This is a genomic window from Curtobacterium sp. YR515 (assembly GCF_900113095.1).
GTDB lineage: Bacteria > Actinomycetota > Actinomycetes > Actinomycetales > Microbacteriaceae > Curtobacterium.
Genome location: NZ_FOOD01000007.1, coordinates 59,922 through 74,117 on the forward strand (window position 1 = coordinate 59,922; position 14,196 = coordinate 74,117).

15 protein-coding genes are annotated in these 14,196 nt (G+C 70.6%); 11 read left to right on the forward strand and 4 right to left on the reverse strand.

All coding sequences use genetic code 11. The features are described from left to right. Positions 1-27: 27 nt before the first annotated feature. The 3 genes from BM028_RS17565 (at position 28) to BM028_RS17575 (ending at position 1,591) form a co-directional block, all read left to right on the forward strand. The gene (locus BM028_RS17565; RefSeq protein WP_092388553.1) at positions 28-957 is read left to right on the forward strand and encodes a carbohydrate kinase family protein; all 930 of its coding nucleotides are present in this window, start codon (positions 28-30) and stop codon (positions 955-957) included. 63 nt (positions 958-1,020) lie between these two features. Further along, positions 1,021-1,257 carry a twin-arginine translocase TatA/TatE family subunit gene (locus tag BM028_RS18885; protein WP_092388403.1) on the forward strand — a complete coding sequence of 79 codons (237 nt, stop codon included), beginning with the start codon at positions 1,021-1,023 and terminating at the stop codon, positions 1,255-1,257. Between the two features lie 31 nt (positions 1,258-1,288). After that, on the forward strand, positions 1,289-1,591 hold the full coding sequence (locus tag BM028_RS17575; RefSeq protein ID WP_092388406.1) for a twin-arginine translocase TatA/TatE family subunit: 303 nt from the start codon (positions 1,289-1,291) through the stop codon (positions 1,589-1,591). Between the two features lie 78 nt (positions 1,592-1,669). Here the strand turns inward: BM028_RS17575 and BM028_RS17580 are convergent, their stop codons facing one another. From BM028_RS17580 to BM028_RS17590, 3 genes are all read right to left on the reverse strand, one after another. Beyond that, positions 1,670-2,170, reverse strand: a complete 501-nt coding sequence (locus tag BM028_RS17580; protein WP_092388409.1) for a hypothetical protein — start codon at positions 2,168-2,170, stop codon at positions 1,670-1,672. Positions 2,171-2,244: 74 nt separating this feature from the next. Continuing rightward, entirely contained in the window at positions 2,245-2,871 is a 627-nt protein-coding gene (locus tag BM028_RS17585) for a hypothetical protein (protein ID WP_139219866.1), read from the reverse strand. A gap of 167 nt (positions 2,872-3,038) precedes the next feature. Beyond that, positions 3,039-3,518 carry a hypothetical protein gene (locus tag BM028_RS17590; protein ID WP_092388415.1) on the reverse strand — a complete coding sequence of 160 codons (480 nt, stop codon included), beginning with the start codon at positions 3,516-3,518 and terminating at the stop codon, positions 3,039-3,041. An 870-nt stretch (positions 3,519-4,388) separates the two neighbouring features. Between BM028_RS17590 and BM028_RS18360 the strand changes: the two genes are divergently transcribed. The 7 genes from BM028_RS18360 (at position 4,389) to BM028_RS17625 (ending at position 11,852) form a co-directional block, all read left to right on the forward strand. After that, a complete protein-coding gene (locus BM028_RS18360; protein WP_139219868.1) occupies positions 4,389-4,571 on the forward strand; it encodes a hypothetical protein in 183 nt (60 codons plus the stop codon). Between the two features lie 260 nt (positions 4,572-4,831). Continuing rightward, complete coding sequence (locus BM028_RS17600; RefSeq protein ID WP_139219869.1) at positions 4,832-5,215, forward strand: hypothetical protein; 384 nt, start codon at positions 4,832-4,834, stop codon at positions 5,213-5,215. 72 nt (positions 5,216-5,287) lie between these two features. Continuing rightward, the gene (locus BM028_RS17605) at positions 5,288-6,349 is read left to right on the forward strand and encodes a LacI family DNA-binding transcriptional regulator (RefSeq protein WP_217647272.1); all 1,062 of its coding nucleotides are present in this window, start codon (positions 5,288-5,290) and stop codon (positions 6,347-6,349) included. 105 nt (positions 6,350-6,454) lie between these two features. After that, complete coding sequence (locus BM028_RS17610; RefSeq protein WP_217647273.1) at positions 6,455-7,846, forward strand: ABC transporter substrate-binding protein; 1,392 nt, start codon at positions 6,455-6,457, stop codon at positions 7,844-7,846. An 11-nt stretch (positions 7,847-7,857) separates the two neighbouring features. Continuing rightward, entirely contained in the window at positions 7,858-8,802 is a 945-nt protein-coding gene (locus tag BM028_RS17615; protein WP_254790855.1) for a carbohydrate ABC transporter permease, read from the forward strand. After that, positions 8,799-9,707, forward strand: a complete 909-nt coding sequence (locus tag BM028_RS17620; RefSeq protein ID WP_070417984.1) for a carbohydrate ABC transporter permease — start codon at positions 8,799-8,801, stop codon at positions 9,705-9,707. Before BM028_RS17615 ends, BM028_RS17620 begins: the two co-directional genes overlap by 4 nt. Before the next feature lie 3 nt (positions 9,708-9,710). Continuing rightward, complete coding sequence (locus BM028_RS17625; RefSeq protein WP_254803985.1) at positions 9,711-11,852, forward strand: beta-galactosidase; 2,142 nt, start codon at positions 9,711-9,713, stop codon at positions 11,850-11,852. Positions 11,853-11,915: 63 nt separating this feature from the next. On the opposite strand, the gene BM028_RS17630 is transcribed toward BM028_RS17625, so the two are convergent. Continuing rightward, positions 11,916-12,386 carry an RNA polymerase sigma factor gene (locus BM028_RS17630; RefSeq protein WP_175496125.1) on the reverse strand — a complete coding sequence of 157 codons (471 nt, stop codon included), beginning with the start codon at positions 12,384-12,386 and terminating at the stop codon, positions 11,916-11,918. A 432-nt stretch (positions 12,387-12,818) separates the two neighbouring features. Between BM028_RS17630 and hisD the strand changes: the two genes are divergently transcribed. Further along, a complete protein-coding gene (gene hisD / locus BM028_RS17635) occupies positions 12,819-14,159 on the forward strand; it encodes a histidinol dehydrogenase (protein WP_092388429.1) in 1,341 nt (446 codons plus the stop codon). The last annotated feature ends 37 nt before the right edge of the window (positions 14,160-14,196 follow it).

A 14,196-nucleotide genomic window follows, 5' to 3' on the forward strand; every position in this document is an offset into this window, starting at 1 on the left:
CGGTCCGGGAAGGACACGGACGTGTCGATGATCACCGTCGCCGGCGAAGCGCTGGTCGACGTCGTCGGTCAGGGCCGCGAGGTCCCCGGCGGCGGGCCCGCGAACGTTGCGCTCGGCCTGGGGCGGCTCGGCGCCGAGGTCGAGTTCGCGACCTGGCTCGGTGCGGACGAGCGAGGACGGCACATCACGCGGCACCTCGAGGCCTCGGGCGTGCAGCTCGTCGCCGGCGGCTTCGGCGCTGCACGGACGTCGTCCGCGACGGTGCTGCTCGGTGCGGACGGGCAGCCCAGCTACGCGTTCGACATCGAGTGGGACCTCCCGCGCCTCCAGCGGACACCGGAGTGGTTGCACGTCGGATCCATCGCCGCGTTCCTCCAGCCGGGGGCAGAGAAGGTGCTCGCTGCGGCCGAACGGACCACGGCCGCCGGTGGGATCGTCTCGTTCGACCCGAACGTCCGCCCCGCCCTGCTCGGCACCCGGTCCGCAGCACGCGCCCGGTTCGAGGAGCTGGCGGCCCTGGCGACCGTGGTGAAGCTCTCCGACGAGGACGCGGCATGGCTCTGGCCCGGGCGTGACGCCGACGCGGTGCTCGACGCGGTCATCGGGCTCGGGGCGGAGCTCGCCGTCGTCACCGCCGGGGCATCGGGATCCGTCCTGTCCACGGCCTCGGAGCGGGTGACGGTGCCGGGGGAGCGCGCGGCCGTCATCGACACGGTGGGCGCGGGGGACACCTACACCGCGGCGCTCCTCTGGCAGTTGACCCGCTCGCGGCCGTGGCCGGCGGACTCGTCGTCGACGGGCAGCGGCTCGTCGATGGGACACCTCGACGGCACCACGTTGCGGGAGCTGGGTCGGACGTGCTCCATCGCCGCGGCGATCACGGTCGGACGGCGCGGGGCCGACCTGCCGACCATCGACGACGTCCGGCTGGCCTCCGGCCCGAAGGCCGTCCGGTGACCGCGTCGACCGTGCGGACCCACCGACCCCCGTCCACGACCCGAACCCTCGAAGGAGAACACCGTGCTCGGCAACCTCACCGGCATCCACCTGCTCGTCATCCTCGGCATCGTCATCCTGCTCTTCGGCGCCACCAAGCTCCCGGCCCTGGCGAAGGGTCTCGGGCAGTCGCTCACGATCTTCCGCCGCGAGGTCCGCGACACTGAGCCGCACGGCACCCCGACCGGCGACCCCGCTCCCGCCGCGACCGGCGACTCCGCTCCCGCCGCGACGTCGACCCCGACGACGCCCGGCGAGTGACGACACCGCCTCGAGCGGAGCGGAGCGCACCGTGGACGCCGAGAAGCTGATCGTCATCGGGATCGTCGCCGCGGTCTTCGTCGGACCGCACCGCCTCGTCGATCTCGCGCAGCAGCTGGCCGGGTTCGTCCGACAGCTCCGTCACTGGGCGGAATCCACGAAGGCCCAGGTCGAGGAGGAGATCGGCGTCGAGATCGACTGGTCCGAGCTCGACCCGCGTCGGTACGACCCGCGCCGGATCATCCGTGACGCGCTGACGCACCCGTCGTCAGCGAGCGAGTCGGGGGAGCGGGCGTCAGCGGCGACGGCTGTCTCCCATGAGACTCAGCAGTGATGCCCCGCGCCGCTCCGCGGAGCGCGTGAGTTCCCCGACCACGCGATCCGCGGTCGAAGCGTCTGATGCACGAACGCCTCAACGGACATCAGCGCTCGACCAGAGCCCGCGCGCGAGTCCCCACGCCCGGCGGAGGACCGGGTGCAGTTCCGTGGCTGCCGCGACGAGCAGCGTGCAGGCCTGCGCGATCAGGAACACGACGAGCGCAACCGACGCGAACGCGGTGACGATCCACGCGGTGGCCAGCACCAGGAGCAGCATCCCGAGCACGCGGACGGCACGGGGTTCCACGGGCTGCCGCGCGGAGAGGAGCCCGGCTGCGACGAAGGCGAGCGGGACCAGTGCTTGCAGGAGGAGCGCGACGGGGAACCACAGCTGACTGCTGGTCGCCGGGGACAGCGTCGCCACGAAGCCGACGACGCCGGCGGCGACGAGGATGCGCTCGGCATCGCGGGTGAACGCTCCACCAGCGGCAGCCATCGACCCTGCTGCCACGGACGTCGCGGCCAGGACGGGTACGGCGATCGCGCCGAGGACGTGGTGCCCGGTGAAGCCCAGCAGGTTGTCGATCGCGAGCAACGCCGCGCAGGAGGCGCCGACGGCGAGGACGACGGCTGTGCCTCGGGCGATGGATGGTCTCGTTCGCGACCCCCTCATCGCTCGCTGCCGTCGATCGGTTGCACGGCGTCGCCGACCGCACGGTACGCGGCGGCGCACCGCTTCTTCAGCCGGGGGCCGATCGGTGACAGTGCAGCGACCCAGCGTTCCTCGTCCGCGACCTCCAGGACGCGGCCCCGACCGAGCTCCTCGATGGCCGCATGCACCTCGTCCGTCACTCCGGGGAAGATCGCGCCGTACTGCTCCGCGGAAGTGCTCCTCTCCTCCGACCGCCGCACGTACCGCTGGCCTTCGCTCGAGACGAACAGCATGCAGGTCGTGGTGTAGTCCTGCTCGGGTGTGAGGGACACGGGCTCGCCGACGTCGTCCGCCACACGGGGCGCACCCGTCGGTGCTTCCACGGCTGACACGGTGGTGGGAGGGCCGATGACGTACCAGTTCGCTCCCCGGACGACCGCTCGATCGGAATCGAAGGTGCCGTCCCACTCGGCGAGGGTCTGCGGCACCGACGCAGCATGTGCGTAGACCCGGATGAACGTCGGAGCGTCCGGTTCGAGGCAGTCGAAGCCTCGCATGCTGTCCCAGAACGCGAGGTCGTCGTGCAGCGTGTCTGCCCGGCCGCACGGCACGGTCAGCCGGAGGTGGTCGGCGATCGTCTGCATCGACGCGGCGTCGAGAGCGGGTTCCGGGGCGGGCGCTGGCTGTCGCGTCGACGACTGCAGAGCGACCCGGTCGCTGTCGGAGCCGGATGCGCACCCGGGCAAGACGGCCGCGGCGACGCAGCTCAGGGCGAGCGCCCCGACGCTGCGCCGCCGCGTCCGCCGAGCGGTCACTGCCACTGCACGCCGGCCCAACCGGTGCCGGTGAGACCCTTCATCTTCTTGGTGCCGGCCACGTTGCCCCACGGCACGAACTTCGAGCGACCCGTCCCACAGTCCAGCGCGGTCCAGGTTGGAGCGTGCTTGGAGTTGAAGGACTTCCCCCAGATGCACGGGTTCGAGTTCCCCTGGTGCTTGTACCACTTGTACTGAACCTGGGTCGAGGCTGTCGAACCGATGACGCTGCAGCCGTTCAGTGACTGTGTCAGCTTCGCGACGACGGCGAACGCGCGGTCCTTGCAGTCACCCGATCGCGCGGAGCGACCATCGTCGGCGACGACCACCTCGCCAGCAGGATCGAAGCTCTCGTCGATCACGACGTTCGACGGAACCTCGGCGTGCGACTGCGCCTGCGCGGGCGCTGCCAGCAGGAGCCCCGAGCCAACTGCAACGGTTGCAACTGCCGATGCGATCGACATCTTCTTCTTCATGTTCATCCTCCCCGAATCATCGCCACGGGCGCGGCGACGAAGCCCAGAATGCTGCATATCAGCGAACGGTACAACCTCACGGGTGCGAGCAATACGAGGAAGACGACTCCGGCCAACGGCGGATCGTGAAGCTCGTGCTCGCCACCCTGGCTGCGCACGGGGACGACTGACGGACGGGAGGCGCGGTGCCAGGTGGCACCGCGCCTCCACTCCGTCAGTGCGGAGCCGTCAGTGTGCGACGGAACCGTCGACGACGGCGGCGCAGATGTTGCCGCGGGCTTGTTGCCGAATCACGCGGTGTCTCGTGCCCATCTCTGCTACGGTCCTTCCGTACGTGATGTTGTACACAATGGAGTGTGAAATGAAGTTTCGACGTCGAGGCCTCGCGGTCGCTGCAATCGTGAGCGCCGTCCTGGCCGGAATGACTCTCGCCGCCCCAGCCTCTGCGGAGACTGCACCTGCAGAGGACGGTTCGGCAGTCTCGATCACGTACTTCGACGCCGGTGGCCGAGAGCTGCCCGTCCCGCGATCTGGAGCGTTGCCCCGGGCTGCTTCGACCGTTCGGGTGTGCGCACCGAAGCGCTGCGTGACGGTCAACACGTCGCGCTACTGCCCCAACAGTCAGTCGAAGTGCGGGTCGAAGTACACCCGCTTCAGCGGTGCGTACTGCTCGCCGTCGGTGGGGTGCTTCACGCTCCGCGGCGTGAACTACTTCGCTGCTCGAGGGCCGCTGCCCACGCCCCGGCAGCAGCAGGCGATCGCGCAGTGCACGCTGAGCATCGGAGGATCGATCCTCTCGGCAAGTGCGGGCGGACCGATCGGCTTGACGATGTTCGGTGTCGGTATGACCGTGTGGGGGTGTGCATCCGTATGAGCAAGGCAGATACTTCAAGCCCGATCGCCTTCGTCATCCTCGGACTGGCGATGGCTTCGGTCGGGCTCTGGGCCATCGTGATCGAGCGGGTCGGCTTCGGGGTCGGCATGCTCGTCTTCGCCGTCGGGCTGGTGTTGACCGGCCTCATGCGTCTCCGGGTGCATCGTCGACGCAACTGATCGCTTGGGAGTCGGATGGGCCGGCGGCAATGCAGTCCACGGCCCGGATGCGGGACGGGAGGTGCGATGTGCTCTGCTGCCGCGCCTCCTGTCCTGAATGCTGTTCCCGCACCTGGCCCCGATCAACGGGGCGTTCCCCGCGCTGCGAACGGGACGAGGTGATCTCCTTGCCCCGCAACGATTCGCGGAAGCCAGTGCATGACGTCGTCGTGGCACCGTTCTCCGTCCGGATGCTCGGCGGTGCAGTGGGGCTCCTCGGAGTGGTCATCGTCGTGGGGAACATCGTCGTGGGCTTCGATGCGCTCGTGGTCGTCGTCGGTGCCGTGGGGATCGCAGCTGGCCTGTCGGTGCTCGCCGCGCGCGTGTCCACCCGTGTCGAGCGCGGCATCGTCACGGTGTGGTTCGTTCCGTGGCTCCGCGTGCGTGTGCCGGTGTCCGAAGTACGAGCGGTGTCGATCGAACGGGTCGACCCGCGGCGCTACGGCGGCGTCGGGATCGCTCGGCACGGCGGCGGACGGGTGCTCTGCGTGTCAGCGGGACGGGGTGTCCGGTTCTCCTGCCGGCTCGGGACGATCCTCGTCCAGTGCCAGACACCCGAGGAAGTCGCGGGTGCCTTGATGCACGATGAACCCTTGACTACGTAGACAACCCCGTGATTACCTGTCTCCCACACCCGATCCCCCTCGGGCCCGAGGCAGCAGCGAAGGAGCTGGCACATGAGCGACACCGCCCCCGTCCGCCGCCTGCGCCCCGCCTCGATGACCGACGTCGCCGCCCTCGCGGGTGTCTCCCAGAAGACCGTCTCCCGCGTGGTGAACGACGAGCCCCACGTCACCGAGGCCGTGCGCGCCAAGGTCGAGGCCGCGATCGCCGAGCTCGGGTTCCGCCCGAACGCCGCCGCCCGCTCCCTCAAGTCCCAGCGCTCCCGCCGCGTCGGCCTCATCACCATCGGCACGAACCTGTACGGCCCGACGGCGATGCTCACCGGCGTCGAGCAGGCCTGCCGCACGAACGGCTACAGCCTCGCCGTGGTCCGAACGGTGACCGCGACCGCCGAGGAGCTCCAGCCCGCGGTGGACTCCCTCATCGGCCAGGACGTCGAAGCGATCGTCTTCTCCGAGCCGGTCGACAACCAGATGGACCAGCTCCGTATGCCCTCGGGCGTGACCGTCCTGACGCTCGGGCCGCCCGACGTCGCCGACCGTGAGAACACCCTCGCGGTCGGCCTCGACGAGACCGGTGCCGCCTTCGCTGCGACCGACCACCTGCTGGCCCTCGGTCATGAGACCGTGTGGCACATCGCCGGCCCCGGGAACTGGACCTCGAGCCAGCGCCGGGAGACCGGTTGGCGCGCGGCCCTGCAGGATGCGGGCGTCGCCGAGCACGAACCGGTCGAGGGGGACTGGTCGCCGCAGAGCGGCCACGACGCGATGCGCGCGCTCCTCACCCGACCCGACGTGACCGCGGTGTTCGTGGCGAACGACCAGATGGCGATCGGCGCGATGTCCGCGATCCAGCAGGCGGGTCTGTCCGTCCCGGGCGACATCAGCATCGTCGGCTTCGACGACATGCCGATCGCGGCGTTCCTGCCGGTGCCCCTCACCACCATCCGCCAGGACTTCGACGAGGCCACCCGTCTCGCGATGCACCGCCTGTTCCGGACGCTCGACGGCCACCCGCCGGCCGAGCGGCACCGGATGCTCCCCGGCCAGCTCATCACGCGCGCCACCAGCGCGCCGCCGTCACCGGGACGGCGTCACCTCCGCCCCGCCGACTGAACACCGGACGGGAGGCGCGGCTTGCCGCCGTCCCGTGAGTGAGCGCTCACGCGCGCTCGCCTCCACACCCGCACCCACCTCGACGACGACGTCAGGAGACGACACGTGACCCCAGTACCACCGCGACCCGGCACGACCGCCGCAGCCGCGCCTCCCGACCGGAACGCGAGCCCGGGACCCAGCCGACGCGACCTGCTCCGATGGGGCGCCGCTGCTGGCGGAGCCTTCGCGCTCAGCGGCCTGCTGGCCGCCTGCTCACCGCAGTCGACCGCAGCCGTCCGCTCCGGACGCGCCGACCTGGCGTTCTGGACGCACGACCCCGGCTACGAGAAGTTCTTCACCCAGGCGCTGCCGGTCGCCGACCGGAAGTCCGACTTCCGGTTCGCGCTCGACATCACCACGATCGCGGCGGCCGACATCCCGACGAAGCTCATCGCCCAGGCGGTCGCGGGCACGGGCACACCGGACGTCGCGGGACTCGAGATCGGAGCGTTCTGCCGGATGCTCCGCGGCGACATCGCGAAGGAGTTGCTGAGCGACCTGTCGCCGTCGGTGGCCGCGCAGCAGGACGACCTGATCGCCGCACGACTGACGCCGTTCTCGAAGGACGGACACCTCTACGCGCTCGACTCGGACACCCCGCTCTGCGTGTACTACCACCGTGCCGACCGGTTCGAGGCCCTCGGCATCCCCGACGACCTGACGACGTGGGAGGAGTACATGGACCTCGGGGCGAAGCTCAGCAAGAGCAAGGGCGTCTCGCTGCACGCGGTCGCGGTCACCGACCCGGGCGGCACGCTGCAGAGCTACCAGATCCTGCTGCTCCAGCGCGGCGGCGACCTGTACGACGAGGACGGCGGCATCGCCATCCAGACCCCGGAGGCCGAGCGCACCCTGCAGTTCCTCGTCGACGGCGTGCAGTCCGGAGCGATCGCCACGGTCGCGGACATGTACGGGCCGAGCCTGCAGTCCGGGCTGAAGGGCGGCACGATCCTGGCGGTCGACATGCCCTCCTGGTACGCCAGCTACGGCATCAAACCGAACGTCCCCGAGCAGAAGGGGAAGTGGCGCGTCCGGAACCTGCCCCGGTTCGCCGGTGGCGGCAGCACGACGAGCGTCGGCGGCGGGACCGGGTTCGCGGTGCTCCGCGACAAGCCCCTCACGAAGGCGGGGATCGACCTCGTGCTCGCGGCGTACCTCGACCCGGACCAGCAGGTGAAGCGGTACCAGGACCTCGGGTACCTGCCGACGCTGCGCTCGGTCTACGACGACCCGCGCCTCGCCGCGATGAGCGACCCGTACTTCGGCGGGCAGCAGCTGTTCGGCGTCTACAAGTCCGTCGTCGACGACGTCCCGTCGCAGCACCAGAGCGCCGACGCAGCGATCCTGCAGACCGTCCTGAGCGGCTACATCATCAAGGCCTACAAGGGCCAGATCTCCCCGAAGCAGGCGCTCGACGCCGCTGCGGCCGACTTCCGCGGCCAGACCCGCGCCTGAGGAGGACGACGTTGTCCACATCCACCGCCACCGGCATCCCGGTGTCCGCCACCACGGCCGATCCGCCAGCCCGACGACGACGGCTCAACACGAACGGCGGCAGCGCGCCGTACCTGTTCATCGCGCCGTTCTACGTGCTGTACGGCCTCTTCATGATCGTGCCGGTGCTCGCCGCCGTGTACCTGTCGCTCACGGAGTGGGTCGGTCTCGGCACCCCGAACTGGATCGGGCTGTCGAACTACGCGAACCTGTTCCGCGACACCAGCTTCGGCACCGCCCTGGTGAACTCGCTGATCTACACGCTCATCGCCGTGTTCGTCATCGTGCCGGTCTCCCTGCTCGTCGCACAGGCGCTCAACGCCAAGGGGCTGCGCGCCCGTGACCTGTTCCGCGTGACGTTCTTCATCCCGATGGTGCTGTCGCCGATCGTCATCGCGCTCATCTACAGCCTGGTGTTCGACACGAACTACGGGCTGCTCAACGCCTCGCTCAAGGCGCTGTTCGGGCTGCCGAACACCGACTGGCTCGGGGACCCGACGCTCGCGAAGGTCGCGATCGGGTTCGTGCTCCTCTGGCGCACGGTCGGGTACCTGACGATCTTCTTCCTCGCGGCGCTCCAGAACGTGTCGCCGGAGCAGTACGAGGCCGCGTCGCTCGACGGTGCCGGCACGTTCCGGAAGTTCACGAACGTGACCCTGCCGGAGATCCGACCGGTCACGAGCTTCGTCGTCGTCACGTCGTTCATCAGCGCCGCGCAGCTCTTCGACGAGCCGTACCTGCTGACGAAGGGCGGCCCGGGCGAAGCGACCCTGTCCGTCGCCATGTTCATCTACCGCGCCGCGTTCGAGCGACAGCAGTTCGGGTACGCGGCCGCGGCCGGGGTCGTGCTGTTCGTCATCGTCTTCGGCGTCAGCCAGATCCTCAACCGCGCACTCGCCATCGGGAGGGACGCATGACCGCCACCACCGACCGCCCGACCACCCGGGCCGTCACCACCGCCGGAGGTCGGGCTCCCCGCTCCGGCCCACCCCGCACGCGCGGGTGGGTCGCCCGCCGTGGGCTGCTCTACGCGACCCTCATCGCCCTGCTGCTCGTGTTCGTCTTCCCGCTGCTCTGGGCCCTGTCCGGCTCGTTCAAGCGACGCGGCGACATCTTCGCGACACCGCCGTCGCTGATCCCGAACCCGGCGACCGGCGAGAACTACTCCAACCTGCTGTCGACCCAGCCGTTCTGGGCGTGGTTCGGCATCAGTGTCGGGACCGCGCTCATCGCCACCGTCGTGTCCGTCTTCGTCTGCGCGATGGCGGGCTACGGGTTCGCGAAGTTCCGGTTCCGGGGCAAGCGGGTGCTGTTCGCGGTGATGTTCTCGTCGCTGTCCGTGCCGTTCGCGGTGATCCTCGTGCCGCTCTTCATCCTGGTGGTGAAGTCGGGGCTCACGAACCCGTGGTTCTCGCTCGTCGTGCCGTGGGTGGCGCCGGCGTTCGGCATCTTCATGATGCAGCAGTTCATCGTCCAGGCGATCCCGGACGAGATCATCGAGGCCGCCCGCATCGACGGCAACTCGGAGTTCGGCACGTTCCGTCGTGTCGTGCTCCCGTTGCTCCGGCCGTCCCTCGGCGCTCTCGCCGTGTGGAGCTTCCTGCAGAGCTACAACTCGTTCCAGTGGCCGTTGGTCCTGTTGTCCGACTCGAACCAGTACACCCTGCCGCTCGGCCTCAACGCGATCTTCGCCTCGGAGAACCGCTCGTACGACCTCGTGCTCGCCGGCGCCGTGCTCGCGAGCGTGCCGACCATCCTCGTGTTCCTGCTCCTCCGCAAGCAGTTGCTCGACGGCCTGACGGCCGGCGCCGTGAAGGGCTGAGACATGACCCGCGACCAAGCACCCTCGAACGGAGTACCCCGCACCATGCAGCACGACCGCGTCCTCTTCGGCGCCGCTTACTACCACGAGTACCAGCCCACACCCCGGCTCGACGAGGACATGCGCCTCATGCAGGAGGCCGGCTTCTCGGTCATCCGCGTCGGCGAGTCCGTCTGGAGCACCTGGGAGCCGGAGAACGGCCGGTTCGACCTCGAATGGCTCGCCCCGGTGCTGGACGCCGCGCACGAGCACGGCATCCGGGTGGTCCTCGGCACGCCGACCTACGCGGTGCCGATGTGGCTCGCCCGCATCGTGCCGGAGATCAACGTCCGGCGACGGACCGGCGGCGAGGCGATGGGCTGGGGGGCTCGCCAGGAGATCGACTACGCCCACCCGGCGTTCCTGTTCCACGCCGAGCGGGTCATCCGGAAGATCGTCGCCCGGTACGCCGACCACCCGGCCGTGATCGGGTACCAGGTCGACAACGAGCCGGGCAACGAGCTCATCGCGAACCCCGAGGTGTTCCAGCGGTTCGTCGACCACCTGCGCCACACCTACGGGAGCGTCGAGCGGCTCAACGAGGAGTGGGGGCTGACCTACTGGTCGCACCGGCTGTCGACCTGGGCGGACCTGTGGACCCCGGACGGCAACGCGCAGCCGCAGTACGACCTCGCGTGGCGTCGGTTCCAGGCCTCGATCACGACCGACTTCATCGCCTGGCAGGCGTCGGTCGTGCGGGAGTACTCCCGTGCGGACCAGTTCGTCACGACGTGCATCGCCTACGAGCGGCCCACCGTCGAGGACGAGGTGCTCACCCGTTCCCTCGACGTCACGGCCGGCAACCCCTACTACCGGATGCAGGACGCGCTCGAGCTCCCGAGCACCGACGAGCCGGCCCAGTTCTGGACGTCGTCCGGCGCCTGGTCGATCGTCGCGTCGGGCGACCGGATGTACGGGTCGAAGCAGGCGCCGTTCCTCGTCACCGAGACGAACGCGCAGGCCATCGGCTTCTCGTGGATGAACGAGCCGGCGTACGAGGGGCAGTGGCGCCAGGCCGCGTGGGCGCTCGTGTCCCGTGGCGCCTCGATGATCGAGTACTGGCACTGGCACACGCTCCACTACGGGGTGGAGACGTACTGGGGCGGGGTGCTCCCGCACTCCCAGCAGCCCGGGCGGACGTACGAGGAGATCGCCCGGATCGGTGCCGAGTTCGCGCGCGCCGGGGACCGGGTCGCCGGACTCCGGCCGCGCGCCGACGTCGCGCTGCTCTTCTCGAACGAGTCGAAGTGGGCGTTGAACGAACACCCGGCGCTCGGCGACGGCATGGAGCCCGACCGCCGATCGTGGCAGACGGTCTACGACGCGTTCGCCCGCGGCGTGTTCGACGCCGGGCTCCAGGCGAACACGGTGCACCCGTCGCAGGTGTTCGACCGCGACCCGGAGTCCTTCGCCGCCGAGCGCCCGGTCCTCGTCGCCGCGGCGTTCACCATCGCCACCGACGCGCAGCTGCAGTGGCTCGCCGCCTACGCCGAGGCCGGCGGCCACCTCGTGGTCGGCATCCGCACCGGCTACGAGGACGAGGAGGCGCGTGCCCGGCTCGAGCGCAAGCCCGCCTTCCTCGACGTCGCGGCGGGCGTCCACTACGACGAGTTCAGCAACCTCGGTCGCCGCATCCCGGTGTCCGCCGGGGCCGCCGCGACGGACCACGGGTTCTCCGTGCCGGTCGGGGCCACGGCGACCCGGTGGGCGGACGGCCTGCTCGTCGACGACGCCGACGTGCTCGTCGGGTACGAGCACCCGCACCACGGCCGGTTCGCCGCGGTCACCACCCGTGCGCACGGTGCCGGGCGGGTGACCTACGTCGGGACCGTCCCGGACCCGGCGCTCGCCGCGGCGCTCGTCGACTGGGCGGCTCCAGGGGCGGACGGAGCACCCGGCTGGCGTCCCCAGACCGACACGCAGTCGGTGCAGAGTTCGGTCAACGGACGCGGGGAGACCGTGCACGTGGTCCATAACTGGTCGTGGACGCCGAGCGCCTTCCAGGTGCCGGTCGCGGCGGAGGACGTCCTCGACGGCACGGCGCTCGCCGCCGGGTCCGAGCTGTCGCTCGGGGCGTGGGACGTGCGGGTGCTGGCCGTCCGGTAGGCGACCACTGCGGGACGGGAGGCGCGGTGCCAGCTGGCACCGCGCCTCCCGTCCACCGTCAGGTCACCGCCACGCCGCCAGCTCACGCGAGAGCGTCGCCCGCGCCCGGACGAGCATCCCGCGCACCGTCGAGACCGGCAGGCCGAGCGCATCGGCGACCTCCCGGTAGGACAGCTGCTCGACGTGCCGCAGCTCCCAGCACCGGCGCTGCGTCGCGGGCATGGTCGTGAGCACCGCCGTCGCAGCCTGCGCGAGGGACGCACGCTCGGTGACACCGGTCGGGGCGTGGTCGTCCGCTGCGGGCGTGGACTCGTCGAGCCGTCCGGTGACCCGCGCGGCGGCCCCGCTGAACCGGTCGTAGCTCCGCCGCCGAGCGGTGGTCACGAGCCAGCCGCCGATCGCCGCCGCATCGACGATCGTCCCCAGGTGCGTCCACGCTGCGAGGAACGTCTCCTGCACGACGTCGTCGGCGTCCGCGTGGGAGTGCAGGACGCGCATGGCGGTGGCGTGCACGAGCGGCGTGTGCCGTCGCACGATCGATGCGAAGTCGGCGGTTTGCGGTGGTGCAGCGGTGGGGGCGCGCATGAGCACGGTGGGCTCCGATCCTCGGGTGGATGCGTCCAGGGGATCCGGAATCGGGTCACGTCGAGAGGGTCGGGGTGCTCACCCCAGATCGCGGGGGAGCGGGCCTGGTGCCGGGCCGCCCGACCAGCGCCGGATGGCGTCCTCGTCGAGCGCGGTGATCCCGTGGTGCACCGGGAGGGTGACGTGGAGTGCGATCTTCGCGTCGTCGGGTGCCAGCCGGTCCGCGAAGGGGAAGAGGTCGGTCTCGTGACCGTCGGACGCGGATCAGCAGGGACCGACAGCACGAGGCACGACCGCGTCGTGGGTCCCATCGTGTTTCCCGATGGACCTCGGCTGCCATTCGGGCTACCTCCCCGCCCCACCCGTGGCCAGGGTGGACCCATGCAGCTCTCCTCCCGCTTCACCACCCGCAACGCCGACCGCTTCCGCTTCGTCAAGGCGCCCGGCCTCGACACCCCGCCCGCGCAGCGCGACCCCGCGGTCATCGAGACGGTGAGCCGCATGCTCTCGGAGATCGAACGCGGTGGCATGGACGCGATCGCCCGGTACGCCCGGGAACTCGACCGGCAGGACGCACCCCTCGAACTGTCCGCTGCCGAGATCGCGGCGAGCGGTGACCGCCTCGCGCCGGACCTGCGTGAGGCGATCGAGCTCGGCTCGGCGCGGACCAAGCAGTTCGCAGCGATGCAGCGGGAGCACCTCACGGACTTCGAGGCGGAGCTCGCCGACGGCCTCGTCGTCGGCCAGCGCTACGTCCCGGTCGGCAGCGTCGGCGCGTACCTGCCCGCCGGGCGCTTCCCGCTGACCGCGAGCGCGTTCATGACTGTCGGGGTGGCCAAGGTCGCTGGTGTCCCGTCCGTCGTCGCGTGCACGCCGCCGCAGCCTGACGGCGGCGCGAACGACGCGGTCACGTACGCGGCGCACCTGTCCGGAGTCGACCGGCTGTTCGTCCTCGGTGGGGTACAGGCGCTCGCGGCGATGGCGTTCGGTCTGCTCGACACGGACCTCGACCCGGTCGACATGCTCGTCGGCGCAGGCAACGCGTACGTGGCCGAGGCGAAGCGCCAGCTCTTCGGGACGGTCGCGATCGACCTGCTCGCCGGTCCCAGCGAGGTGGCGGTCATCGCGGACGACTCGGCGGACGCGGAGATCGTCGCCGCGGACCTGCTCGGGCAGGCCGAACACGGGCCGAACTCCCCGGCGGCCCTCGTCACGACGTCCGAGCGGCTCGCGCACGAGGTCATGGCCGCCGTCGAGCGGCAGCTCCCTGCACTGTCCACGAACGCGATCTGCGGGCCCGCCTGGCGCGACCACGGTTCCGTCGTGCTCGTCCCGACGCGCGAGGACGCCGTGCTCGTGATGGACGAGCTGGCTCCGGAACACCTCGAGGTCCAGACCACCGACGACGAGTGGTACCACGACCACCTCACCAACTACGGCTCGCTGTTCCTCGGGCACTGGAGCACCGTCGCCTACTCGGACAAGGGCATGGCCGGCACGAACCACACCCTGCCGACCGCCGGGGGAGCGAAGCACAGCGCCGGACTCTCGGTGTCGCGCTACCTCAAGCCGCTCACCTACCAGCGCATCGCCCGCGAGGCCACCCCGTCGGTCGCGCACGCCGTCGACGTCATCTCGGCGAGCGAGGGCATGAGCGCGCACCGCGCCACCGCCACCATGCGCCTCGACACGTACGCACCCGTCGCAGCGAGCAACGACTGACCCCGGCACCACCCCCTCACCTCCACCCCACCCGACC

What these genes read in the sequence shown, in the direction of transcription:
- hisD (WP_092388429.1), top strand. Translation starts at nt 12,819, where the DNA reads ATGCAGCTCTCCTCCCGCTTCACCACCCGCAACGCCGACCGCTTCCGC.
- BM028_RS17590 (WP_092388415.1), bottom strand. Translation starts at nt 3,518, where the DNA reads ATGAAGAAGAAGATGTCGATCGCATCGGCAGTTGCAACCGTTGCAGTT.
- BM028_RS17565 (WP_092388553.1), top strand. Translation starts at nt 28, where the DNA reads ATGATCACCGTCGCCGGCGAAGCGCTGGTCGACGTCGTCGGTCAGGGC.
- BM028_RS17620 (WP_070417984.1), top strand. Translation starts at nt 8,799, where the DNA reads ATGACCGCCACCACCGACCGCCCGACCACCCGGGCCGTCACCACCGCC.
- BM028_RS18360 (WP_139219868.1), top strand. Translation starts at nt 4,389, where the DNA reads ATGAGCAAGGCAGATACTTCAAGCCCGATCGCCTTCGTCATCCTCGGA.
- BM028_RS17605 (WP_217647272.1), top strand. Translation starts at nt 5,288, where the DNA reads ATGAGCGACACCGCCCCCGTCCGCCGCCTGCGCCCCGCCTCGATGACC.
- BM028_RS17625 (WP_254803985.1), top strand. Translation starts at nt 9,711, where the DNA reads ATGACCCGCGACCAAGCACCCTCGAACGGAGTACCCCGCACCATGCAG.
- BM028_RS17585 (WP_139219866.1), bottom strand. Translation starts at nt 2,871, where the DNA reads ATGCAGACGATCGCCGACCACCTCCGGCTGACCGTGCCGTGCGGCCGG.